Raw genomic sequence first — 23,142 nt, forward strand, 5'->3', positions numbered from 1 at the left:
ACTGCACGCACACCGTGGTCCGAAGGCGGGGGTGTCGGCTCATTGTTTCGCCCCTGCGGGCGTAGGGTGGGGCGGGTGGTCTCAGAAATCCTCGTGGTCATCCCCACCTACAACGAACGCCTCGCCCTGCCGGTCACCCTCGCCGGGCTCTTCGAGCACCAGCCCGAGGTCGACGTCCTCATCGTCGATGACGGATCCCCCGACGGAACGGGGGAGTGGGCCGACGAACTCGCAGCGGTCGACCCACGCGTCAACGTCCTCCACCGCAGCGAGAAGGCCGGTCTCGGCATGGCCTACATCGCCGGCTTCGCGTGGGCACTCGAGCGTGACTACGCGATCATCTGCGAGTTCGACGCCGACGGCTCCCATCGCCCCCTCGACCTCGGCCAGCTGCTTGCTCCGGCGCTCGCGGACGAGGCCGACCTCGTCATCGGCTCCCGCTGGGTCCGCGGCGGGGAGATCGTCGACTGGCCGTACTCGCGCTTCCTCCTCTCACGCGGCGCCAACCTCTACGTCGACGCGGCGATGGGGCTCGGCGTCCGCGACGCCACGGCCGGATTCCGGGCCTACCGGCGGGCCGTGCTCGAGGCCCTCGACCTCACCGGGGTGCAGTCGCAGGGGTACTGCTTCCAGATCGACATGACCGGACGCACCGTCGACGCCGGCTTCCGCGTCCTCGAGGTCCCCATCGTCTTCGTGGAACGCGAACTCGGGGAGTCGAAGATGAGCTCCTCGATCATCTCCGAGGCCTTCACCAAGGTCGCCGGTTGGGGTCTGGCCCGGCGCGGTCGTCAGCTGCGGCAGATGCTCTCGGGCCGCCGCAGCTGACCCGTATCCGTGCGGACATGACAGAGGGGGTGTCGGTCGACGGACCGACACCCCCTCATCCGAGCGTCCTGCTCGGTGTGTGCTGTCTCAGCTCTGGGCGGGAACCTCGCCGCGGCGGATCGCCAGGCGCTCGTCGAGGAGGACCTGGAGTTCGTCGAACGAGCGGCGCTCGAGGAGCATGTCCCAGTGCGAGCGCACATGCTTCTCGGGTTCGCCGTCGGGCTCGTTGACGCCGACGCGCACGCCGATGCCGTGGATGCCCGAATCCCACGTCGAGGGCACTTCCGCCTCGATGGAGAACGGAACCTTGAAGCGGGTGCCGTCCTCGCACTCGAATTCGACCATCTGCCGGGGCGCGGGCTCGACACCCTCCTCCGACTCGAGGCTGCGCGAGCCCAACTGCGTACCGCGGAGACTGCGTTCGCTCATCTCTCTTCCCTTCGACTCGACTGCAGGCGACCGTACAAAGGCAACAGTCTACCGTCTCCGGCTATTCCCCTCCGACGCCGGGTCGGCGACCCCCGAGGCGAGTGTGCGCTGGGCGAGGAGCACCTCGTCGGTGACGATCCCATCGACGCCGAGGCGGGCGAGCGTGAGCATGTCCGCAGGGTCGTCGATCGTCCAGACATGGACGACGAGTCCGACCCGGTGGGCGCGGGCGACGAAGTCCTCGGTGACGACGGGCAGACCCTTCCAGCGCATCGGCACCTGGAGTGCGTCGAGGCCCGAGCGCAGACCGAGGAGTCCCTGCGCGGGCAGGCAGGGAAGGGAACCGAGGGCGAAGCGGGCGGTCTCACCCGTCCCGGCCGAGGTGCGCACTCCCGGCAGCGCCTCCCGCAGCCGGGTCAGGGTCGCGTCGGAGAACGAGGCGAGGCGCAGCCGGTCCTCGGCATGCCGGGTCCGGACGAAGCGGACCATCGGGCCGATCGAGTGTGGAGCTTTGACGTCGATGTTCCACTCCACGTCCGGCAGTGCGTCGAGGAGGTCGCTAAGGCGGGGGAGTCGGCCCCCGTGGAGAAGATCGATGCGGTCGACCTCCGACGCGGGAAGGTCCCGGATGAGATGCGGGACTCCGGCGATCCGGTCGAGGTCTGCGTCGTGGGCGGCGAAGAGGACGCCGTCGGCCGAGGCGTGGACATCGGTCTCCATCCAGTGCACACCGGCCCGAGCCGAGGCCGCGAAGGCGGGCAGCGTGTTCTCGCTCGTCTCCTGCCAGCGCCCGCCCCGATGCGCAATGACCTCCGGCTGGGAATTCATACCCCAATCCTAGGCGCCTGTTGAAATCCGCCCCGGGGTCGACAACGATGGAGGCATGAGCCGAGCAGAAGATCCCATCGAACCCGACTTCGTCATCGATTCGACCAAGCGCACCCCGGCCCAGCGGGCCCGTTCCGTCGCCGAGCGCGCGTACGGCGCCGCGAGCAGCGGGGTGCGCAACGTCCGCGACGCCGCGAAGGGATCCCGCCTCATCGAGGCGACCGAGTCGGGAGTGAACAGGGCACTCGGCAACGTGTCCCACGCGATCGATGACGCAGTGCGCAGCGGCAAGGTCGAACGCGCCTTCGACAGGGCGCAGGAGACCGTGACCAACGGTGCCAACGGCGTCCGCCGCCTCGTCGCCCGCGCCTCCCAGCGCCGCGGCGACCGCGGGTGATCGTTCGGCGGTCAGCCGCGCGCCGCGTTGAAAATGTAACAGTTCGTTAACTAGACTGTCCTTCGGTAACGATCCGATAACCATCGGGCACAGTCAGCGTCTGTCTGGGTGCCCGCATTCACCCGAAGGACGGACAGTGGGCAAACACTCCTCGCCGACGACGAAGGGCTCATTCCTCTCCGCACTCGCGCCGCGGAAGCGGCGCAGCGGACGCCACACCCCAGAGTCGGCCGGGGGAGTGCTGGCAGCGGTCCGGTCCCGCCCTGTCCTCTCGGCGTTCGTCGTCCCCGCAGCGGCGACCGCCGCCGTCGTCGGTTCGACGTTCGCCATGGTTCCCGGTGCCGCCCAGGACTCCTCGCGTGTCGTCGCGCAGAGTCCCGTCGTCGTCGAGGCTCCCGCCGCCCCCGTTGCCGATGAGGCCCTGCAGAAGGCCGAGGAACAGGCGAAGGAGAAGCCGGGCAAGGTCTCGCTCGAGGTGAAGACCCAGGCACCCAAGACCGCGCCCGCGAAGGCCGAGTCCTCGTCGTCGACGTCATCGAAGGCGAAGAGCGGCGGGGAGGCATCCGGGGGATCCGGCGCCAAGGCCTCGGGCAGCTCGTCCGGCGGCCAGTCGGGATCGTGCCCGATGTCCTACTACGGCGGGGGCGACGGCATCGACGGCAACCCCACCGCCAGCGGGGAACCCTTCGACGCGAGCAAGCTCACCGCCGCCCACAAGAGCCTTCCGCTGGGGACGAAGGTCAAGGTGACGAACACGGCCAACGGCAAGTCCGTGACCGTGCGCATCAACGATCGCGGACCCTACTCGGGCTCGCGCTGCATCGACCTCTCGAAGGCCGCCATGCAGGCCGTCGGCGGCATCAGCGCCGGCGAGATCCAGGGGAGCTGGACCGTCCTCTGAACCCCGGCCCGTCCCGGAGCCCCCTCAGCGCCCGTTGCGCCGCACGAGGTCGCGAGCCCTGCTCGCGACCTCGTCGCGTATCCCCGGCGGGGAGACGACCGTGACCCCGGGCACCGTGAGCAGCTGGGAGACGGCGATCTCAGCGGATTCGAGGAGGATGTCGACCTCGCACTCGTCGCCGTCGGCGACCGGTTGCGCCGAGGCGATCGCTTCCGCGGTCAGCGGCCCGGGAACGGCGCGGAGGAGATCGGGGAGGGCCGCCTCGGCGAGGCGGAGACGGACCGGAGTCGTGCGGATGGCCCGGTCGAAGCCCCGCTTCGCCTTCTCCCAGAACGCGCCGAGGTCGAAGTCCGCAGGCCCGCGCACCGCCGTCCACACGGGGTCGACGTCGGTGATCCGAGCGACCCGATACGTCCGCGGCGAGCCGCCCGGCGGCTGGGCCACGCAATACCAGCGGCCGGCCTTGACCGCGAGGCCGAGGGGGATGAGGCACCGGACGGCGGACTCACCGGAGCGGGTGTAGACGATGCGCACGCCACGCCGGGTGCGCAGCGCCGTGACGAGCGGCTCGAGGGCGCGAAGGTCCTCCTTCTCGGTGAACCAGTCGGGGCCGTCGACGATGACGGTGCGCGTGAAGTCCGTGTCGTCGGACTCGGAGGCGAGGATCTTCGCCCGCGCGGTGGCGAGCTCACGGGAGAGTCCGAGATCGGTGGCGGCAAGCGACCCGATGAGGACGGATTCGAGTTCGGCGCGGTTGAGACCCGACAGCGGGGAGCTCCACCCGTCGAGGAGACGGATCCCGCCGCCGGGACCGGACTCGGCGACGACGGGCACCCCCATCGAGGAGAGCTCGCCGAGATCACGGTAGATGGTGCGTTCGGTGACCTCGAGTCGCCGGGCGAGTGCGCGGGCGGTGAGCGGCGTCGAGCGCGCGGAGAGGAGGACGATCTCGGAGACGAGTCGGGCAGCCTTCACCTTGGCAAGAATAGTCGCAGTCGCTGACAGAAGATGTCAGGGATAGGCGTCCAGACTGGTCGCATGACTGATGAGACGAGACCACTGAGCGGACGGACCGCGGTCGTCGCCGGGGCCACCCGCGGGGCGGGACGGGCGATCGCCCGGGAACTCGGCGCAGCCGGAGCCTTCGTGTGGTGCACGGGGCGCTCGAGCACCGATGCACCCTCGGACTACGGGCGCCCCGAGACGATCGAGGGCACGCTCGAGCTCGTCCGGGCCGAGGGCGGCGACGGGGAAGCCGTCGTCTGCGACCACCTCGTCGCCGACGACGTCGCGGAACTGGCCGAGCGGATCGGTGCGCGCAGCGAGCACCTCGACATCCTCGTGGGCGACATCGGGGGAGAGGCCTACGTCTCCTGGGGTGAGCCGTTCTGGCGCGCGGACGCGGTCAGGGGCATGCGACTGGTGGAGACCGGACTCATCAGCCATCTGAGGACGGCCCGCGCGCTGCTGCCGCTGCTCACCGCGCGACCCGGCGGACTCCACGTCGAGATCACCGACGGGACGAGCGAGTACAACGCGACGCACTATCGGGAGTCGGTGTGGCTCGATGTGACGAAGACGGCGATCAGCCGCCTCGCCTTCGGCCTCTCCCACGACCTCGCCGGCGCCGAGGCGACGGCCGTGGCGCTCACCCCCGGATGGCTGCGCTCGGAGATGATGCTCGAGGGCTTCTCGACGACCGAGGAGACCTGGCTTTCCGACGCCCTCGACCCGGACCGGAGCGAACCGCCTGCCGACTTCGCCGTCTCCGAGACCCCGCACATGCTCGGGAGGGGCATCGCCGCGCTGGCCGCCGACCCTGACCGGCACCGCTTCACGGGGCGGACCCTGTCGAGCTTCGACCTCGCGACGACCTACGGACTCACCGACCTCGACGGCTCCCGCCCCGACGCCTGGGGCTTCCTCAAGGCCAAGGACGCCGACCCCGACGCCGATCCGCTGGCGTTCCGGTGAGCGCGCGTTCCGCGTCGGCGAGACGGTCCTTCCCAAGGAACCGGCCCGTGGCTACCCTGAGTGCTACGCGCGCAGACGCGCGTGCCGCAGCGAAGATTACGGGGGAGTGCCATGGAGAGAGTCGACGTCGTCATCGTCGGAGCGGGACCGACAGGGCTGACCGCCGCGAGGACGCTCACCGCAGCCGGCCGCTCGGTCGTCGTCCTCGAAGCCCGCGACCGGGTGGGAGGGAGGACCTGGACGGACCGCATCGACGGGCAGATGTTCGAGATCGGCGGCCAGTGGATCTCACCCGACCAGACCGCGATCCTCGACCTCGTCGACGAACTCGGGCTGAGCACCTTCCCCCGGCACCGCGACGGCGATCGGGTCTTCCTCGCCCCCGACGGCACCCGCACCGTCTACTCCGGTGACGCGTTCCCCGTCCCCGAGCGCAGGCAGTCGGAGATGGACCGCCTCATCGGCATCCTCGACGACCTCGCCGCGCGCATCGGGGCAGAGCGTCCCTGGGATGCCGAGGACGCGAAGGAGCTCGACTCGATCTCCTTCCACCACTGGCTGCGCGAGCAGTCGGCCGACGAACTCGCGTGCGAGAACATCGGCATGTTCGTCGCCGGAGGCATGCTCACGAAACCCGACACAGCGTTCTCGACGCTCCAGGCCGTGCTCATGGCCGCCTCGGCGGGATCGTTCTCCAACCTCGTCGACGACCACTTCATCCTCGACCGCCGCGTCATCGGCGGCATGCAGCAGGTCTCCGAACTCATGGCCGCCGACCTCGGGGACACGGTGGTGCGGCTGAACAGCCCCGTGCGCACAATCGACTGGTCCGGTGACCCAGTCGTCGTGAGCACCGACGACGCGCAGTTCGCGGGCACCGACGTCATCGTCGCCGTGCCCCCGAACCTCTACTCGCGGATCACCTACGTCCCCCACCTGCCGCGCCTCCAGCAGGTCTTCCACCAGCACCAGTCGATGGGGCTGGTCATCAAGGTCCATGCGACCTACCCGCGGCCCTTCTGGCGCGATGCGGGACTCTCGGGCACCGGCTTCGGCGTCGGGCATCTCGTCCAGGAGGTCTACGACAACACGAACCACGGGGAGGAGCAGGGCACCCTCGTCGGGTTCATCTCCGACGTCAACGCCGACGCGATGTGGGCCTTGGACGAGGAGGACCGCAAGCGCACCATCCTCGAGGCGATCGCCGACTTCCTCGGACCCGAAGCCCTCGACCCCATCGTCTTCCACCTCTCGGACTTCGGCGCCGAGGAATGGACGCGTGGGGCGTACGCGACGAGCTACGACCTCGGCGGGCTCCACCGGTGGGGCCGGTATCAGAACGACCCGGTCGGACCGATCCGGTTCGCCAGCTCCGACATCGCCGGCCGCGGCTACCAGCACGTCGACGGGGCGGTGCGCATCGGCAGAACCACCGCTGAGACGATTCTCTCCTCCGGGCACCGATCTGATTAGATGAGCGAATGACCTCGGCAACACCCGCACCGGACCGCCCCATCGAGACCGACTCCGGACTGAGCGCGAAGGGGCTCTCAGCAGGAAAGGTCGGCGCGATCGGCGGAGCGATCATCGGCATCGCCTGCATCGCCCCCGCATACACCCTGACCTCCGGGCTCGGCCCGACGATCTCGGAGGTCGGCGTCCACACCCCGGCGATCCTCCTCATCGGCTTCGTCCCCATGCTCCTCGTCGTCTTCGGCTACCGCGAGCTGAATACGGCCATGCCCGACTCGGGCACGACCTTCACGTGGGCCACACGGGCCTTCGGACCGTGGCTCGGATGGATGGGCGGCTGGGGCCTCATCGCCGCGACCGTCCTCGTGCTGTCCAACCTCGCCGCCGTCGGCGTCGACTTCCTCTTCATCCTGCTCAGCCAGATCTTCTCCGACCCGGCGATCGCCGACCTCACACGGGTGCTGTGGATCAACATCCCCATCACCGTGGCGCTCACCGCAGTCGCCGCGTGGATCTCCTACCGCGGCGTCGAAGCCACGGAGAAGGTCCAGGTGTGGCTGGTCGCCTTCCAGGTCCTCGCCCTCGGCTGGTTCGTCATCTCCGCGCTCGTCCACGTCGCCACCGGCACCGCCTACGACCCGACACCCGTTCAACTCGACTGGTTCAACCCCGTGGCCGCAGGCGACTTCTCGACGATCGCGGCTGCCGTGTCGCTCTCGATCTTCCTCTTCTGGGGTTGGGACACCGTCATCACGATGAACGAAGAGGCGAAGGACCCGGAGAAGACCCCGGGACGGGCGGCGATGCTCACGATCTTCGCGATCGTCATCATCTACCTCGCCTGCACGATCGCCGTGATCTCCTACGCCGGGGTCGGCACCGAGGGCCTCGGGGCGGGCAACCCGGAGAACCAGGAGTCGATCTTCGCGGCCCTGGCCGGACCGATCATGGGACCCTTCGCCATCATCGTCTCGATCGCCGTGCTCTCGTCCTCGCTCGCCTCACTGCAGTCGACGATGGTCTCACCCTCGCGGACGATCCTCGCGATGGGCCACTACGGGGCCCTGCCGAAGCGCTACGGCAACGTCTCCCCGCGGTTCAAGTCCCCGTCGGTGGCGACGATCACCTCGGCGGCGGCCGCGATCATCTTCTACGTCGTCATGCGGCTGCTGTCGGAGAACGCGCTGTGGGACACGATCACCGCGCTGGGCCTCATGGTCTGCTTCTACTACGGGATCACGGGACTCGCGTGCACGTGGTACTTCCGGAAGTCGCTCTTCGTCTCAGCGCGCACGGTCTTCTTCCGATTCCTCTTCCCGCTCATCGGCGGGGTCACCCTGCTCGTCATCTTCGTCCGCACCGCGATCGACTCCCTCGACCCCGCGTACGGCTCGGGGTCGTCGGTCTTCGGCATCGGCCTCGTCTTCGTCCTCGGGATCGGGGTGCTCCTCCTCGGCGTCGTCATCATGATCGTCCAGGCGATCCGGCATCCGGCGTTCTTCCGCGGGGAGACCCTCAAGCAGGGACTCCACGCCGAGTGAGCGGTGCCGATCCCGAGCTCGTGGCCCTGCGCCGGGTCCGGGACCGGATCGACCGCGAGTACGACCGTCCCCTCGACGTCCCCGGCCTCGCCGCGGGCGTCCACATGTCCGCCGGCCATCTCAGCCGCCGGTTCGCCGCCGCCTTCGGCGAACCCCCGTACTCGTACCTCATGACGAGGCGGATCGAGCGGGCGATGGCGCTCATCCACCGCGGTGACCTGAGCATCACCGAGATCTGCTTCGCTGTCGGCTTCTCCTCCCTGGGCACCTTCAGCACCCGGTTCCGCGAACTCGTCGGAGTCTCCCCGCGCGAGTACCGGGCGGCTGCCGCCCACGGCGCCCATGCGCTGCCGAGCATCGTCGTCAAGGCCGCGCTGCGACCGGTCAGGAATCGAGAAGTCCCGTGAGAACGCCCGCGTCTAGGATGAGGGCATGGACATCTCGATCAACGCCAGCTTCCTGCCGCACGTCGACGCCGTGGCGTCGCTGACCTTCTACCGTGACGTCCTCGGGTTCGACGTCCGCCTCGATGTGGGGGAGGGGCAGATGCGGTGGATCACCGTCGGCCCCTCCGGCCAGCCCGACACGTCGATCGTGCTCACCCCCGCCGTCGTCGACCCCACCGTGAGCGAATCCGAACGGGCGGCCATCGACTCGCTCATGGCCAAGGGCAGCTATGCCGCGATCGTCCTCGCCAGCCCCGACGTCGACACCGCCTTCGCCGAGGTGGAGGCCAAGGGCGCCGATATCGTGCAGGAGCCGATGGACCAGCCCTACGGACTGCGCGACTGCGCTCTGCGCGATCCCGCCGGGAACATGATCCGCATCCAGCAGCGGGCGTGACGCGCCGATGACTCAGCCAGCGGACAGCCACGACTTCATCCAGGTGCGCGGGGCGAGGGAGAACAACCTCAAGGACGTCTCCGTCGACGTGCCCAAACGCCGACTCACCGTCTTCACCGGGGTCTCCGGCTCCGGCAAGAGCTCGCTCGTCTTCGGCACGATCGCCGCCGAGTCCCAGCGGATGATCAACGAGACCTACAGCGCCTTCGTCCAAGGGTTCATGCCGACGATGGCCCGGCCCGACGTCGACGTCCTCTCGGGCCTGACGACGGCGATCCTCGTCGACCAGGAGCGGATCGGATCGAATCCGCGCTCGACCGTCGGCACTGTCAGCGACATCAACGCGAAGCTGCGGATCCTCTACTCCCGCCTCGCCGAACCGAACCTCGGGTCTCCGAACGCGTATTCGTTCAACGTCGCGACGATCAGCGGCAAGGGAGCGGTGACGATCGAGAAGGGGGAGACGAAGGAGGTCGAGCGGCGCACCTTCACCGTCAACGGCGGCATGTGCCCGCACTGCGAGGGCATGGGCACGGCCACCGACATCGACATCAGTGAGATCGTCGACGAGTCGAAGTCGATCAACGACGGGGCGATCACGATCCCCGGGTTCAAGGTCGGCGGGTGGTCGGTGCGGTTCTACTCGGAGTCGGGGCTCTTCGACCCCGACATGCCGGTGGGCGAGTTCACCGAGTCCGAACGCCATGCCCTGCTCCACCTCGAGGGCGAGAAGATCGTCATCAACGGGACGAACATGACCTATGACGGTCTCATCCCGCGGATCAACCGTTCGTTCCTTTCGAAGGACCGCGACGGCATGCAGAAGCACATCCGCGAGTTCGTCGACCGGGCCGTCGTCTTCACCGTCTGCCCGGAATGCCAGGGGACCCGGCTCAATGCCGCCGCACGGTCGTCGCTGCTGGCGGGGAAGTCGATCGCCGAGGTGTGCGCGATGGAGATCTCCGACCTTCCCACCTGGCTCGATGAGATCGACGATCCCACGGTCGTCCCGCTCCTCGACTCCCTGCGCGCGACGGTGCAGGCCTTCGTCGACATCGGGCTGGGCTACCTCTCCCTCGAGCGGTCGTCGGGGTCGCTGTCCGGGGGAGAGGCGCAGAGGATCAAACTCGTGCGCCACCTCGGTTCGGCGCTCACCGACGTCACCTATGTCTTCGACGAACCGACGATCGGCCTCCACCCGCACGACATCGAGTCGATGAACCGGCTGCTCCTCCAGCTCCGGGACAAGGGCAACACGGTCCTCGTCGTCGAGCACAAACCGGAGACGATCGGCATCGCCGACCACGTCGTCGACCTCGGTCCCGGTGCGGGCAGCGCCGGGGGAGAGATCTGCTTCACCGGCACCGTCGAGGGCCTGCGCGCCTCGGGGACCCGCACCGGTGAGCACCTCGGGTTCACGGCCTCGCTCAAGGAGGAGGCCCGCATCGGCGAGGGTGCGCTCGAGATCAGGGGAGCGAACGGCAACAACCTCCGCGACATCGACGTCGACATCCCACTCGGCGTCCTCACCGTCGTCACCGGTGTCGCAGGGTCCGGCAAGAGCACGCTCATCCACGACTCCCTCGTCGGGCGCGAGGGCATCGTCGTCATCGATCAGGCCCCGATCAAGGGGTCGAGGCGGTCGAATCCCGCGACGTACACGGGCATGCTCGACCCGATCCGGAAGGCGTTCGCGAAGGCCAATGGCGTCAAGCCCGCGCTCTTCAGCGCGAACTCCGAAGGTGCGTGCCCGGTGTGCAACGGCACGGGGATCATCTACTCGGACCTCGGGGTCATGGCAGGGATGTCCGCACCGTGCGATGTCTGCGAGGGCAAGGGCTTCCAGGCCGCCGTGCTCGAGTACACGTTCGGGGGCCGCAGCATCCGCGAGGTCCTCGACATGCCCGCAGCCGAGGCGGTCGACTTCTTCGCCGCGGGGGAGTCGAAGGTGCCCGCGGCGGCACGGGTCGCCCGCACCCTCGTCGATGTGGGACTCGGCTACCTCCGCCTCGGTCAGGCGCTGACGACGCTCTCCGGCGGTGAGCGGCAGCGGCTCAAACTCGCCACCCACCTGTCGGCGAAAGCCGCCGAGGCCGCCTCGGTCATCGTCCTCGACGAACCGTCGACGGGCCTGCACCTGGCCGACGTCGAGAACCTGCTCGGCCTCCTCGACGGACTCGTCGATTCCGGACGCACGGTCATCGTCATCGAGCACCATCAGGCGGTCATGGCGCATGCGGACCACCTCATCGACCTCGGTCCCGGTGCCGGTCACGACGGCGGACGCATCGTCTTCGCGGGGACCCCGGCCGAACTCATCGCGGACGGGTCGACGCTCACGGCACGCCACCTCGGCGAATACGTGCGGGAGGGCGCCGTCGTCTGAACGCCCGATATGGACACGGTCGGGGGAGTCGATTACCGTGAGCAGGGGTTCGGTGACATCCGAGGCTTCTTCCCTGTCCACCTCACAACGGAGACGACCACTGTGAAACTCCTCACGACTCATCTGCACCGAACCGCCGCGCTCGTCGGTGCCGCCGCACTGGCCGCAGCCGGACTCCTCGGCGTGGGAGCGCCCTCGCAGGCTGACGAGGCGAAGAGCGTCTGGGATCGCGTCGCCGCATGCGAATCGAGCGGTGACTGGAGCATCAACACCGGCAACGGCTACTACGGAGGCCTGCAGTTCTCCCTGTCGACGTGGAAGGCGTTCGGTGGTGAGGGGATGCCGCACAAGGCCAGCCGTGAGGAGCAGATTCGAATCGCGCAGAAGACCCTCGCCGTCCAGGGTCCAGGAGCGTGGCCGACGTGCGGGAAGAAGGCCGGTCTGACGAAGGAGAACGGCGCCGCCGACGACGGCCGGGCCGACGAACCCAAGAAGGACGAACCGAAGGACGAGCCGAAGGACGAACCGAAGGACGAGCCGAAGGCTGAGGAGCCGAAGAAGGACGAGCCCAAGGCGGACGAGCCGACTGAGGAACCGAAGAACGACGAGCCCACCGAAGAGCCGAAGGCGGACGAACCGAAGACGGACGAGGACTCGACGGACGACGAGCCGAAGCAGGACGAGTCCAAGGCTGAGGAGCCCAAATCGGATGAGCCGGCCGATGACTCGAAGCCCGAAGACCCCAAGGACGACGACTCGACGACCGAGGACGAATCCCTGACTGAGACCCCGGGCAGCGAGGGCGCCGGCACCGACGACGGTGCGGACGAGAACTCGTCGAACGCCAACGACACGGGTCTCACCGGGCACGTCATCGATCTCAACAAGTGATCGGTCGACGGGGGAGCACGACCATTCAGGGCACGGTGACCGAGCTCTGAGCCGATTCCCACGCGCACTCGGCGGACATGAACGTACATCTTCGTTAGGTTGTATAACGGTTCGGTAACGGCCGGACCGATGGACCGAATGCAATCGACCTCGGGAGATGACATCGTGAAACTCGCCACGACTGACCTGCGCAGAACAGCACTGCTGGCCGGCGTCGGAGCGATCGCCGCAGCCGGACTCGTCGGCATGGGCGCACCGGCACAGGCCGCCGAGTCCGAAGGAGTCTGGGACCGCGTCGCCGAATGCGAATCCGGCGGAGACTGGAGCATCAACACCGGCAACGGCTACTACGGCGGCCTGCAGTTCTCCCTGCAGACGTGGAAGGCATTCGGCGGTGAGGGAATGCCGCACGAAGCGAGCAAGCAGGAGCAGATCAGCGTCGCACAGAAGACGCTGGCCGAACAGGGTCCTGGCGCGTGGCCGACCTGCGGTGAGAAGGCCGGTCTGACGAAGGAGAACGGCGCTGCGGACGACGGTGACGGCGGATCCGGTGACGGCGGAGACTCCGGCGAAGTCGGACTCGGCGGATACAGCGTGACGAACTGAGCGATTCGCGCTGACGAGATCGCCAACTGCGGAGAACTCGACCTGCAGAGATCTCCCTGTGGCCGTGGGCGGTGCCGCACCGTCCACGGCCACAGTCGTCCTCGCGGAAGTGACGGGCATTGTCGCGGTATCGCGCAACCTTGTGCAATACGCCGATAATATACATTATGTTAACTACACTGATTGGGCCGGCTCCCCTCGAGTCGGCGGACTCGCATCGGCAGTTCGTTCTCTGGCTGGGCAGCTCGCGTCAGCAGATCAGCTGCCGACGCGTCAGTCAGTCGCCACCTCGGCGAGCCTCGGCCGTCAGTCGCCGCCGTGCGCCGCTGAACGTCCGTCGCCGTCTGCAGTGCATGTGCCCTCTGTGGTTCACGCGTCGTCCAGAATTCATCTGCCATCAGCGGTTCGCGGACGCCCTCGGTCCGCGCATCCCGCGAGAATATGGCACTGCATGCCACTCGCCCCTGCGTCCTCGAGTATCAGCGCACCAGTGTACGATGCGGCTCCCTGACCACGGATGACTACGCGTGTACTGAGATCGACGACTGCCTCAGTCCCCCGATTCCGGTCTCACTTCCCACAGGATCCATTGACTGTTCGAACGTGCGATCAGTAAGGTGAGTGTGATCGCGGCCACACTGCTGGTCGGATGATTCCACGACGCAAGGAAGCTCATGGTCCTCCAGCCCACTCCCCCTGCCACGACGACACATCCGGGATCCGAGTCCCGCCGGAAGGCGTGGTCGCTCACCGCCCTGCTCGTCGTCCTCTACGTCGTCAACTACGGCGACAAAGCCGCGTTCGGCATCATCGCCCAGGCCCTCAAGGACGAACTCGGCATCAGCGCGGCGCAGATCGGACTCGTCGGCAGCCTCTTCTTCTTCGCCTTCACGATCGGCGGGTTCTTCGCCGGGGCGCTCAACCGCTGGATGTCGCTGCGCACCGTCCTCCTCGTCCTCGCCCTCGTCTGGGCCGCGGCCATGCTCCCCCTCGTCGTCTCGGCGACCTTCGCCGTGCTCGTCGTCTCCCGCATGCTCCTCGGAATCGCCGAAGGACCGAGCTCTGCGCTCATCCACACCGCCGCGTATTCGTGGCACCCCACCGAGCGCCGCGGCTTCCCGGGTGCCCTGCTCGCCAGCGCCGCCTCGGTCGCGAAGATCGTCCTCGCTCCCCTGCTCGCCTACCTCTCGGTGACCTACGGGTGGCGCAGCGCGCTCATCACCATGGCGGTCATCGGCATCGTCTGGTGCGTCTTCTGGCTGCGCCTCTGGGAGGTCGGCCCCTACATCCCCGCGAAGGCGACCGGCCCCGCGAAGGCGACCGGTCCGACGAAGACGTCGTCGGACTCCGGCACCGACGAGCCCAGGGTGCCGTGGGCACGGATCCTGCTCACTCGCACCTTCCTCACCGGGGTGCCGCTCGTCGCGAGCATCTACGCCCTCGTCACGGTCGTCCTCACCTGGCTGCCGTCCTACTTCGAGGTCGGGCTCGGCTTCAGTCGCCTCGAGGCCGGATCGATGCTCGCGATCCCCTCGGTCGTCGGCCTCATCAGCCTCATCGGCGGCACCCTCCTCTCCGATTTCCTCCTCGCCCGCGGGTGGTCCTCCCGGTTCGTCCGCATCGTCGGACCGTCCCTGCTCGTCATCGTCGGTGGCGGGATCCTCTTCCTCCTCCCCTCGATCGAGAACCCGGCCGCGGCCGTCGCGATCGTCTCGATCGGCTACGGTGTCGGGGTCGTCGTCCTCCCGCTCTCCAACGCCGCGGTCTCCGAGATCTGCCCGCCCGAACAGACCGCGGGCACCCTCGGCATCTTCCTCGCGCTCATGGCCATCGGCGGTCTCATCGGCCCGTACGTCACCGGACTCATCGTCGACGCCGCCGCGAGCCCCGGCGACGGCTACGCGACCGCGTTCCAGGTCCTCGGCGTCGCCGCCGCGCTCAGCGCGCTGCTCACGCTGATCTTCGCCGATCCTGAACGGGACAAGGTCCTCGTCCGCGGTGATAATGCCCGGTCGTCGTGATCAGGGGGTGCGTCCGGAGAGCAGGAGCACGCGCTCGGCAGCGGTGACGGACGCGCTTGCCTCCCGAGGCGGAGCGTACCCGCCGGTCGCGCCGAGCGAGACGATGAGGTCGCCGAGCCCGGACTCGATCCACTCGGCCAGCGACTCCTCGATCGGCCAGGCATGACCCGTTCCCGTCGAGAGGTCGGCGGCGTGAAGCGTGAGTTCGAGGATCCGCATCCGCACGAGCTGATGGCCGGAGATCGGTCCGATCCGGTGGGCGACATCGCGGTCGAGGTCGCACTCCCCCGCACTCGCCCGGAAATCCCGTTCGCGTTCCCAGAACGCGACGAGCGGATCCTCGCCGAGGTGGTCCTCGGCTCTCGTCGCCTCGACCGCTGCCGGATCCTCCTGCCGCAGGAGCATCGCGTAGCGCAGTCCCCCGCCGACGAGGTGGTTGACGAGGTCCCGGTTCGTCCACCCCGCGCACCCGCTGGGACGGTCGACCGCCTCGGCGCCGAGACGACCGAGGGCCGTGACCCAGCACCGCTCGGCACAATCGAGCTGGGCGTCGATGACGGGATCGGGCATGGCCCGATTCTCCCACGGGCACGACCGGGTGACACGGGTTCTCATCAGGTGGGAAATCCTGAGAGAACACTGTGAGACCTGCCGGATTCGGGTTATGTTGCTCTGACAAGGCATTCACGACGGCGTGAGGAGTCCGACGATGGTGACGGCCAGCGGCACTGCCGACTACCTGCCCCTGGCGAACGCCCCGCTGCTCTGGATCCTCGCACTCGCGGTCATGGGCGTCGTCGTGGTCCAGTCGCTCATCTACATGTCCGCAGTGCGCAGGAACGCGGAGTCGGCGGGGATGACCCAGGCCGAGGTGACGCGGGCCTTCCGGGCCGGTGGAGTCGCGGCGATCGGGCCGTCGCTGGCCGTCGTCCTCGTCGCGATCGCCCTCCTGCCGCTCTTCGGCACTCCCCCGGTCATCGTCCGCGTCGGCCTCATCGGCTCGGCCGCCACCGAGGTCGCCTCCGCCTCGATCGCGGCGGGCACGATGGAGGCGAATCTCGGCGATGCGACGTTCACCCGCGGCGTCTTCATCGTCGCGCTCATGGCGATGAGCCTCTCGGGGGCGGGGTGGATGCTCGCCACGCTCATCCTCACCCCGATCTTCCGCCGCAGCTCCCACAGGCTCGAGAAGGTCAATCCCGCGCTCATGTCGATCATCCCCGGGGCCGCACTGCTGGCCGCCTTCGCGGCCCTGACCTTCCGAGAGATCCCCAAGTCGCCGACCCACATCATCGCGATCGCCGCGTCCGCCGCCGTCATGGCCGTCTGCCTCCTCCTCGCCCGCACCCTGCGCCAGTCCTGGCTCAAGGAGTGGGCGCTGGGGATCGCCGTGCTCGCCGGACTCGTCGCCGCCTACTTCGCCCACTACGCCGGCCTCGGCGTCGCCCCGAGCTGATCGACCCGCACAGAGGAGCCCGACCATGCCGCCTTCCATCACCACACCGTCCCACGAGGCGTTCGAGAGGACGACGACGAAGTGGGGCTCGATCACGCTCTTCGCCGGGTTCCTCATCGCCACCTCGGTGCCGTTCTATCTCCTCTTCGTCGCGCAGGCCGACATCACCGTCGGCGACATCCTCACGGCATTCCTCGCCGTCTTCGCCGTCTACGGCGTCTTCTACATCGTCGAACCGCTCACCTACTACCCGATCCTCGGCCCAGCCGGGATGTACCAGGCGTTCATGATCGGCAACATCGCCAACAAGCTCCTCCCCTCGGCGATCGTCGCCCAGGACACGATCGGGGCGAAGCCGGGGACCCGACGAGGCGAGTATGCCGCGACGATGGCGATCTGCGGTGCCGCCCTCATCCACGTCTTCTCCATGGTCCTCTTCGTCGGCGTCCTCGGCACCTGGCTGGTGACGATCATCCCCGAGGACATCACCCTCATCGCCCAGCTCTACATCCTCCCGGCGATCCTCGGCGGGGTGACCATCCAGCTCATCGTCTCGCTCCGGCAGGTCAAGGCGACGATCATCGCGCTCACCGTCGCCGCCCTCGTCATCCTCGTCCTCATTCCGATCGTCCCCGTCCTCGCCCCCGGGGACGTCGCTATCGTGGTCCTCGTGACGATCATCATCACGTGGTTCACGAGGAACAAGGCGGTCACCGACGTCCGCGACCCGGGTGACGATCCGACCGGCATCAACTGAGACCGTGACCCATGAGACCCTGACCCTGCGAGAGACAAGGACACCATGTCGCTGAACACCGAGATCGGCACCGCGATCACCGACACCCTCGCCGAGGCGGTCGCCGACTACGAGGACTTCCACCGCTCCCCGGAGCTCTCGATGCAGGAGATCGAGACCGCGAAGGCGATCGCCGACCGTCTCGAGGCCCTCGGCCTCGTACCGCAGGCCTTCGGCGGCACCGGGGTCGTCGCGGTCATCGAGAACGGCGAGGGCCCGGTCGTCGCCTTCCGGGCCGACACGGACGGTCTGCCCATCGCCGAGGACACCGGCCTCCCCTACTCGTCCACTGCCGAAGGCATCCTCCCCGACGGCACGACGACCCCGGTCATGCACGGGTGCGGGCACGACACGCACATCACCGTCGGCCTCCACCTCGCCCGGGCCCTCACCGCGCACCGGGACGCGTGGTCGGGCACCGTCGTCCTCCTCTTCCAACCCGGTGAGGAGATCGCCGCGGGCGCGAAGGCGATGCTCGAGGACGGCCTCTGGGAGACCGTCCCCAAGCCCGAGGTCGTCTACGGCCAGCACGTGTGGCCGGGGCGGGCCGGCGACATCTACGTCTCCTCGGGCACGGCGATGGCGATGTCCGACTCCCTCCGGGTCACCGTCCGCGGCAGGCAGGCCCACGGCTCACAGCCGGAGAACGCGATCGACCCGATCGTCCTCGGAGCCTTCATGATCACCCGCCTGCAGACCGTCGTCTCCCGCGAGATCTCGGGCCGGGACGCAGCCGTCGTCACCGTCGGCACCTTCCACGGCGGGCTCAAGGAGAACATCATCCCCGAGACCGCGGAGTTCACCCTGAACATCCGCACCTTCGACGAGGATGTCCGTGCCACCGTCCTCGACCGGGTGCGCCGGATCATCGCCGCCGAGGCGCAGGCATCGGGGGCACCGGAACCGATCATTGAGGAGATGCACTCCTTCCCCCGCTGCTTCAACGATCCCGACGCGACCGCGGCCTTCGTCTCCGCGACCGAGGCCGAACTCGGCGCCGCCCACGTCCATGTCGTCCCGGCAGTCACCGGCAGCGAGGACGTCGGGGCCTTCGCCGACGCGATCGGGGTCCCCCTCGTCTACTGGTTCTTCGGCGGGTACTCCCCCGCCTCCCTCGACGGCGACGAACCCCCGGCCGGCAACCACTCCCCGCACTTCGCCCCCGACGACGTGCCGACGACGCTCGAGACCGGCCTGCGCGCGGCCCTGACCGCCGTGCTCAGCCGGATCGGGAAGTGAGCGGCATGGACGACCTGAGGTGGCTGAGCACCCGTGAGCTCGCGGCGAGGATCGCTGCGAAGGAGATCTCCGCCAGGGAGGCCCTGACCGATCAGCTGCGCCGCATCGACGAGGTCAACCCGGCGATCAACGCCGTCGTCACCCGCGACGACGACCGCGCCATGGCCGAGGCCGCCGCCGCCGACGAAGCGCTCGCAGCCGGAGAGGAGGTCGGCGTCCTCCACGGGGTGCCGATGACCCATAAGGACACCCACGACACGGCGGGCATGCGTACGACGTGGGGTTCGCCGATCATGGCCGATCGGGTACCCGAGGCCGACTCGCTCATCATCGCCCGCCTCCGCCGGGCCGGAGTGATCACGTCGGGGAAGACGAACGTGCCCGAGTTCGCCGCAGGCTCCCACACCTTCAACCCCGTCTTCGGCACCACCCGCAACCCCTACGACCTCACGAAATCGGCCTCGGGCTCCTCGGGCGGGGTCGGGGCCGCGCTGGCGGCGGGCATCCAGGCCTCCGGGGACGGCTCCGACATGGGCGGATCCCTGCGCTCGCCCGGCTCCTTCAACAACGTCGTCGGCTTCCGCCCCTCGAACGGACGGATCCCCCACACCCGTCCGGGCAATCCCTTCGCGTGGCTGGCCCAGAGCGGGTTCATGGCCCGCACCGTCTCCGACGTCGCCCTCCTCATGAGCGTCGCCTCCGGACCCGAACCGGGTGCACCGGCCTCCCTGCCCGACCCCGGGTCCGTCTTCGACCTCGCCGAGTTCCGCCTCGGCGCCGAGGCGGTACCACAGCTCACCGGCGTGCGGATCGGCTTCAGCCCCGACCTCGGAGGCCTCCTCCCCCTCGATCCTGAGGTGCGGGAGATCGTCTCCGGCACCGCTGCGGTCCTCGAAGGACTCGGTGCCCGGGTCTCGGACACGATCCCCGACCTCAGCGACGCCGACGAGGTCTTCACCGTCCGCCGCGCCCTCGACTTCGTCGGCTCCTGGGGCTCCCTCCTCGAGACGGACCGGGACCGGATGAAGGACTCCGTCGTGTGGAACATCGAGCAGGGTCTGCGCCTCACCGGCGCCGAGGTCGCCTCGGCCGAGACCGCGCGCGCCCGGCTCAGCGCCGAGGTCGAGGGGTTCTTCGCCGATCACGACGTCCTCGTCCTCACGACCTGCCAGGTCCTGCCCTTCGACACGGGCCTCGAGTACCCCACGGAGATCGACGGCGTGGCGATGGAGTCCTATCTCGACTGGATGCGGGCGCTGTGTCTGATCTCCGCGACCGGCTGCCCGGCGATCTCGGTTCCCGCCGGCTTCTCCGACTCGGGCCTGCCCGTCGGGGTCCAGTTCGTCGCCCGGCCCGGCGACGACGTCCGCCTCCTCTCCATCGCCCACGCGTTCGAGCAGGCCACCCGAGTGAGCGACCGCCACCCTGAGATCCCCGCCGCAGGCCCGCAGGACCTGTCCTGACCTCGAAGGTTCGGCTTGCCTCAGCACTGTTTGCCGAGCCTTTCCACACTGGAACGGTTCCAGAAATGGTGTCACGATAGTCTGGACGCGGGCGGCAGACCGCCGCCGGCCACAGCCTTTAGGAGATGCACATGCACATGAGCCCCGCAATGCAGAAGGTCCTCGGCGAGCAGGTCACGCTCGAGCTCGAGGCCTCGATGGTCTACCTGCAGATGTCGATCCAGCTCGACGATCAGGACCTGCCGGGCATGACCCGGTGGATGCGCGCACAGTCGGAGGAGGAGCAGGTCCACGCGGCGAAGTTCATCCAGCACTGCGTCGATCGCGGCTTCGCCCCGCAGATCGGCGACATCGCCGCCCCGAAGGTCTCGGGTTCGCGTCCGCTCGACTTCTTCAAGGCCGCTCTCGCGCACGAGGAGAAGGTCTCCGAGTCGATCCGCAACATCTACCGGACCGCGCAGTCCGAAGGCGACCTCGACGTCCTGCCGCTGCTCAACTGGTTCATCGACGAGCAGGTCGAGGAGGAGGCGAGCATCAGCGAGATCATCGGCCGCCTCGAGATCGTCGGCGACAGCGGCTCGGGTCTGCTCTCGATCGACAACGCCCTCGGCTCGCGTCACCCCGACATCACCGCCGAGAGCGAGTGAGCACCGCCTCCTTCCACTGAGACGACGGCCGGTCCCCTTCCCGGGGGCCGGCCGTCGTCTCATACCCCGAGGACGACCTGGGCGAGGAGGAGGACCGGGGGCAGGGTGAGGAGCATGAGGACCGTCTGCACGGCGATGAGCGCGGCCATGAGCTCGGAGTTGCCGCCGAGCTGACGGGACATGACATAGCCGGAGCTCGCGGTCGCGATCGCCTGGAAGTTCAGCCCCACCGCCGCGGCGACCGGGGGCACATCGGTGACGACGAGGGCGGCGAGGCTGAGGCCCGGAAGGACGACGAGCTTGGCCACGGTCGAGGTGATGAGCGCTCCTGCGTGGTCGCGCAGCGAGAATCGGCGCAGCCCCGCGCCGACGCACAGCAGCCCGATCGGCAGGGCCGCTGCGGCGAGCGGGTCGAGGACCGCAGAGGCGAGGTCGGGCACCGGCACCCCGACGAGGTTCCACACTCCTCCGGCTGCGCACCCGAGGACGAGGGGGTTCGTCGCGACGACGCGCAGCATCCCGAGAGCCGTCCGCGGACCGGTCCGCAGCAGAGCGAACCCGAGGCTCGAGACGATGTTGACCGTGGGCACGAGGATGGCAGCGACGATCGCGGCCAGGGCCGCCCCCTCGGACCCGAAGAGGCTCGCAGAGATCGACAGGCCGATGTACGTGTTGAACCGGATCCCGCCCTGGAGGACCGAGGTGAAGGACGGGAGATCCTGCGCGACCACGGACCTGAGTACGACGAGGGCGAGGGAGACGAGGACGGTGGGGATGACGAGCGCCGCCGTCAGCGGCAGGAGCGGGACGTGGGAGACGTCCACCTCGGCGACGGAGGCGAAGAGGAGGACGGGGAGGAGGCAGTAGTACGCGAGCCTCTCGGCCCCGGACCAGAACTCGGCGGCGCCGAACATCGGCACGGCACGCAGCGCCCGGCCGCCGGCGATGAGGACGACGACCGGGACGAGCGCGAGTAGGATCGGAGACAGGCTCATATTCGTTGAGAGTTCCATGAGCACGCGACGATTTCAAAGTTGAGTGTGATTGACTCAATGTAAAGGACCCCTGCAGAAAGGATGCCCATGGCCACCCGATTCGATCCCATCCGCGACCTCGACCGCTTCTTCACCGAGGTGACCCGGAACCCGAACGCGACGACCCTGCCGATGGACCTCTACCGTGACGGTGAGGTCTTCATCGCCGCGATCGACATGCCCGGCGTCGAGCCATCGAGCATCGACGTCGACGTCGAGGACCGGACGCTGACCGTGCGCGCTCAGCGCACCTCGCCGGTGGGCGACAAGGACGTCAAGTGGCTGACCCGGGAGCGGACGACGGGCACGTACGCCCGTCAGCTCACGCTCGGCAACCGTGTCGCCCTCGACCGCATCCGCGCCGACTACGAGGACGGAGTGCTCACGCTGACGATCCCCGTCGCCGAGGAGGCGCGGCCGCGCAAGATCAGCGTCCAGCACCAGGCGCCGAAGCAGACCGAGGTCGTCGAGTCCACCGAGGTCATCGAGACCGACGACGAGCAGCGGCTCTGAGGGGTCTCAATCCCTCACCCGTCCGGCGGGGTCGCACGAGGTGCGGCCCCGCCGTCGTGTTCACGCTGAGGGTTCGAGCACATAGGCCAGGCACATGTACGGCAGGTCGACGGCACCGTCGATCGGGTGCTCCTCGGTGAGGTAGCCGCGCAGATTGGACTCGACCCGCGCCCGGGTCGCCGCATCCGACCGCAGCCAATAGGAGCGGGTGCGGGCGAGGTCGACGATCCCGTCGATGTCGAGCGGGGTGGCGAAGTCGATGACCGCACGGTCGACGAGGGAGAAGCCGTCGGGTGCGGGGACGTAGGCGGGGCGGTAGACGTCGCCGGCATGCATGATCCGGCTCAGCCGCAGCACCCAGTCGACGCGGACGTCGAGCTGGTTGATGAGGATGAGCAGCCTGCCTCCGGGGCGGAGGATCCGGCCGATCTCGATCGCCGCGGCCGCCTCGTCGAACCAGTGCCAGGCCTGGGCGACGGTGACGACGTCACACGAGGCGGTCGGCAGACCCGTGTCCTCGGCGGTGCCTGTGCGGCCGGGGGCGGGATTGCGGAGCAGGGCCGCCTCGTCGGGGTCGACGGCGACGACGGCAGCCCCGCGGTCGAGCAGCTGCCGGCTGAGGATCCCCGTCCCCGCGCCGAGGTCGCACACGTCGAGGCCCGTCCATTCCAGTCCGAGGAGGGAAAGGGCGTCCGCCGGATAGTCGGGTCGCACCGCGTCGTAGCGGTGCGCCTCGGCACCGAAACGGGTGCCATGAGCGGCGCGGGCGCGGGGCCTGACCATCGCTCTCTCCTCTCCCCCGGTTCCGGCGCCGTCTCCGGGCTGGGCGCCGAGTCTCGGCATCCAACTCTAGCGGTCCCCGTCGCACCGTGTGAT

24 protein-coding genes are annotated in these 23,142 nt (G+C 68.7%); 18 read left to right on the forward strand and 6 right to left on the reverse strand.

The features are described 5' to 3' along the window. The first annotated feature begins 75 nt into the window (after positions 1–75). A complete protein-coding gene (locus BC102111_RS05550) occupies positions 76–828 on the forward strand; it encodes a polyprenol monophosphomannose synthase (RefSeq protein ID WP_009375783.1) in 753 nt (250 codons plus the stop codon). A gap of 87 nt (positions 829–915) precedes the next feature. Here BC102111_RS05550 and BC102111_RS05555 read toward each other — a convergent pair whose 3' ends face one another. Both BC102111_RS05555 and BC102111_RS05560 read right to left on the reverse strand, forming a co-directional pair. Further along, positions 916–1,257: an RNA polymerase-binding protein RbpA gene (locus BC102111_RS05555; RefSeq protein ID WP_009375781.1), complete on the reverse strand. Its 342-nt coding sequence runs from the start codon at positions 1,255–1,257 to the stop codon at positions 916–918. A 48-nt stretch (positions 1,258–1,305) separates the two neighbouring features. Continuing rightward, the gene (locus BC102111_RS05560; protein WP_095375564.1) at positions 1,306–2,085 is read right to left on the reverse strand and encodes a glycerophosphodiester phosphodiesterase family protein; all 780 of its coding nucleotides are present in this window, start codon (positions 2,083–2,085) and stop codon (positions 1,306–1,308) included. 55 nt (positions 2,086–2,140) lie between these two features. Between BC102111_RS05560 and BC102111_RS05565 the strand changes: the two genes are divergently transcribed. Beyond that, a complete protein-coding gene (locus BC102111_RS05565; protein WP_095375565.1) occupies positions 2,141–2,482 on the forward strand; it encodes a hypothetical protein in 342 nt (113 codons plus the stop codon). Between the two features lie 136 nt (positions 2,483–2,618). Further along, on the forward strand, positions 2,619–3,383 hold the full coding sequence (locus BC102111_RS05570) for a septal ring lytic transglycosylase RlpA family protein (RefSeq protein ID WP_101623755.1): 765 nt from the start codon (positions 2,619–2,621) through the stop codon (positions 3,381–3,383). 24 nt (positions 3,384–3,407) lie between these two features. Here the strand turns inward: BC102111_RS05570 and BC102111_RS05575 are convergent, their stop codons facing one another. Continuing rightward, positions 3,408–4,358 (reverse strand): helix-turn-helix transcriptional regulator, encoded by a 951-nt coding sequence (locus tag BC102111_RS05575; RefSeq protein WP_095375567.1) that lies wholly within the window; start codon positions 4,356–4,358, stop codon positions 3,408–3,410. Positions 4,359–4,421: 63 nt separating this feature from the next. Here BC102111_RS05575 and BC102111_RS05580 point away from each other — a divergent pair, with 63 nt between their 5' ends. From BC102111_RS05580 to BC102111_RS05620, 9 genes are all read left to right on the forward strand, one after another. Continuing rightward, a complete protein-coding gene (locus tag BC102111_RS05580; protein ID WP_063250919.1) occupies positions 4,422–5,357 on the forward strand; it encodes an SDR family oxidoreductase in 936 nt (311 codons plus the stop codon). Between the two features lie 111 nt (positions 5,358–5,468). Next, a complete protein-coding gene (locus tag BC102111_RS05585) occupies positions 5,469–6,830 on the forward strand; it encodes a flavin monoamine oxidase family protein (RefSeq protein ID WP_095375568.1) in 1,362 nt (453 codons plus the stop codon). An 8-nt stretch (positions 6,831–6,838) separates the two neighbouring features. After that, on the forward strand, positions 6,839–8,371 hold the full coding sequence (locus BC102111_RS05590; protein WP_009375763.1) for an APC family permease: 1,533 nt from the start codon (positions 6,839–6,841) through the stop codon (positions 8,369–8,371). Further along, positions 8,368–8,778, forward strand: coding sequence for a helix-turn-helix transcriptional regulator (locus BC102111_RS05595; RefSeq protein ID WP_009375762.1), 411 nt, complete (start codon positions 8,368–8,370; stop codon positions 8,776–8,778). The genes BC102111_RS05590 and BC102111_RS05595 overlap by 4 nt, the downstream gene beginning before the upstream one ends. A 25-nt stretch (positions 8,779–8,803) precedes the next feature. After that, on the forward strand, positions 8,804–9,214 hold the full coding sequence (locus BC102111_RS05600; protein WP_095375569.1) for a VOC family protein: 411 nt from the start codon (positions 8,804–8,806) through the stop codon (positions 9,212–9,214). Positions 9,215–9,221: 7 nt separating this feature from the next. After that, a complete protein-coding gene (locus tag BC102111_RS05605) occupies positions 9,222–11,600 on the forward strand; it encodes an ATP-binding cassette domain-containing protein (RefSeq protein WP_101623756.1) in 2,379 nt (792 codons plus the stop codon). 102 nt (positions 11,601–11,702) lie between these two features. Beyond that, positions 11,703–12,491 (forward strand): transglycosylase family protein, encoded by a 789-nt coding sequence (locus tag BC102111_RS18130; protein WP_269668295.1) that lies wholly within the window; start codon positions 11,703–11,705, stop codon positions 12,489–12,491. Between the two features lie 165 nt (positions 12,492–12,656). Further along, positions 12,657–13,097, forward strand: a complete 441-nt coding sequence (locus BC102111_RS18135) for a transglycosylase family protein (RefSeq protein ID WP_269668294.1) — start codon at positions 12,657–12,659, stop codon at positions 13,095–13,097. 674 nt (positions 13,098–13,771) lie between these two features. After that, positions 13,772–15,118, forward strand: a complete 1,347-nt coding sequence (locus BC102111_RS05620) for an MFS transporter (protein WP_101623759.1) — start codon at positions 13,772–13,774, stop codon at positions 15,116–15,118. On the opposite strand, the gene BC102111_RS05625 is transcribed toward BC102111_RS05620, so the two are convergent. Then, the gene (locus tag BC102111_RS05625) at positions 15,119–15,688 is read right to left on the reverse strand and encodes a maleylpyruvate isomerase family mycothiol-dependent enzyme (RefSeq protein ID WP_101623760.1); all 570 of its coding nucleotides are present in this window, start codon (positions 15,686–15,688) and stop codon (positions 15,119–15,121) included. 139 nt (positions 15,689–15,827) lie between these two features. Between BC102111_RS05625 and BC102111_RS05630 the strand changes: the two genes are divergently transcribed. The 5 genes from BC102111_RS05630 to BC102111_RS05650 all read left to right on the forward strand — a co-directional run bounded on the left by BC102111_RS05630 (position 15,828) and on the right by BC102111_RS05650 (position 20,719). Further along, on the forward strand, positions 15,828–16,574 hold the full coding sequence (locus BC102111_RS05630) for a DUF5058 family protein (RefSeq protein WP_101623761.1): 747 nt from the start codon (positions 15,828–15,830) through the stop codon (positions 16,572–16,574). A gap of 25 nt (positions 16,575–16,599) precedes the next feature. Further along, the gene (locus BC102111_RS05635; RefSeq protein WP_063250926.1) at positions 16,600–17,331 is read left to right on the forward strand and encodes a hypothetical protein; all 732 of its coding nucleotides are present in this window, start codon (positions 16,600–16,602) and stop codon (positions 17,329–17,331) included. Between the two features lie 45 nt (positions 17,332–17,376). Beyond that, complete coding sequence (locus tag BC102111_RS05640; protein ID WP_101623762.1) at positions 17,377–18,609, forward strand: amidohydrolase; 1,233 nt, start codon at positions 17,377–17,379, stop codon at positions 18,607–18,609. 5 nt (positions 18,610–18,614) lie between these two features. Continuing rightward, positions 18,615–20,072 (forward strand): amidase, encoded by a 1,458-nt coding sequence (locus tag BC102111_RS05645; RefSeq protein ID WP_101623763.1) that lies wholly within the window; start codon positions 18,615–18,617, stop codon positions 20,070–20,072. 131 nt (positions 20,073–20,203) lie between these two features. Continuing rightward, a complete protein-coding gene (locus tag BC102111_RS05650) occupies positions 20,204–20,719 on the forward strand; it encodes a ferritin (protein ID WP_040341019.1) in 516 nt (171 codons plus the stop codon). Positions 20,720–20,778: 59 nt separating this feature from the next. Here the strand turns inward: BC102111_RS05650 and BC102111_RS05655 are convergent, their stop codons facing one another. After that, complete coding sequence (locus tag BC102111_RS05655; RefSeq protein WP_101623764.1) at positions 20,779–21,714, reverse strand: AEC family transporter; 936 nt, start codon at positions 21,712–21,714, stop codon at positions 20,779–20,781. Between the two features lie 87 nt (positions 21,715–21,801). Here BC102111_RS05655 and BC102111_RS05660 point away from each other — a divergent pair, with 87 nt between their 5' ends. Beyond that, positions 21,802–22,266 (forward strand): Hsp20/alpha crystallin family protein, encoded by a 465-nt coding sequence (locus BC102111_RS05660; RefSeq protein WP_009375738.1) that lies wholly within the window; start codon positions 21,802–21,804, stop codon positions 22,264–22,266. A gap of 60 nt (positions 22,267–22,326) precedes the next feature. Here BC102111_RS05660 and BC102111_RS05665 read toward each other — a convergent pair whose 3' ends face one another. Beyond that, on the reverse strand, positions 22,327–23,049 hold the full coding sequence (locus BC102111_RS05665; protein WP_101623765.1) for a class I SAM-dependent methyltransferase: 723 nt from the start codon (positions 23,047–23,049) through the stop codon (positions 22,327–22,329). Positions 23,050–23,142 lie beyond the last annotated feature (93 nt).

The sequence above is a fragment of the Brevibacterium casei CIP 102111 genome, assembly GCF_900169275.1.
Taxonomy (GTDB): Bacteria; Actinomycetota; Actinomycetes; order Actinomycetales; family Brevibacteriaceae; genus Brevibacterium; species Brevibacterium casei.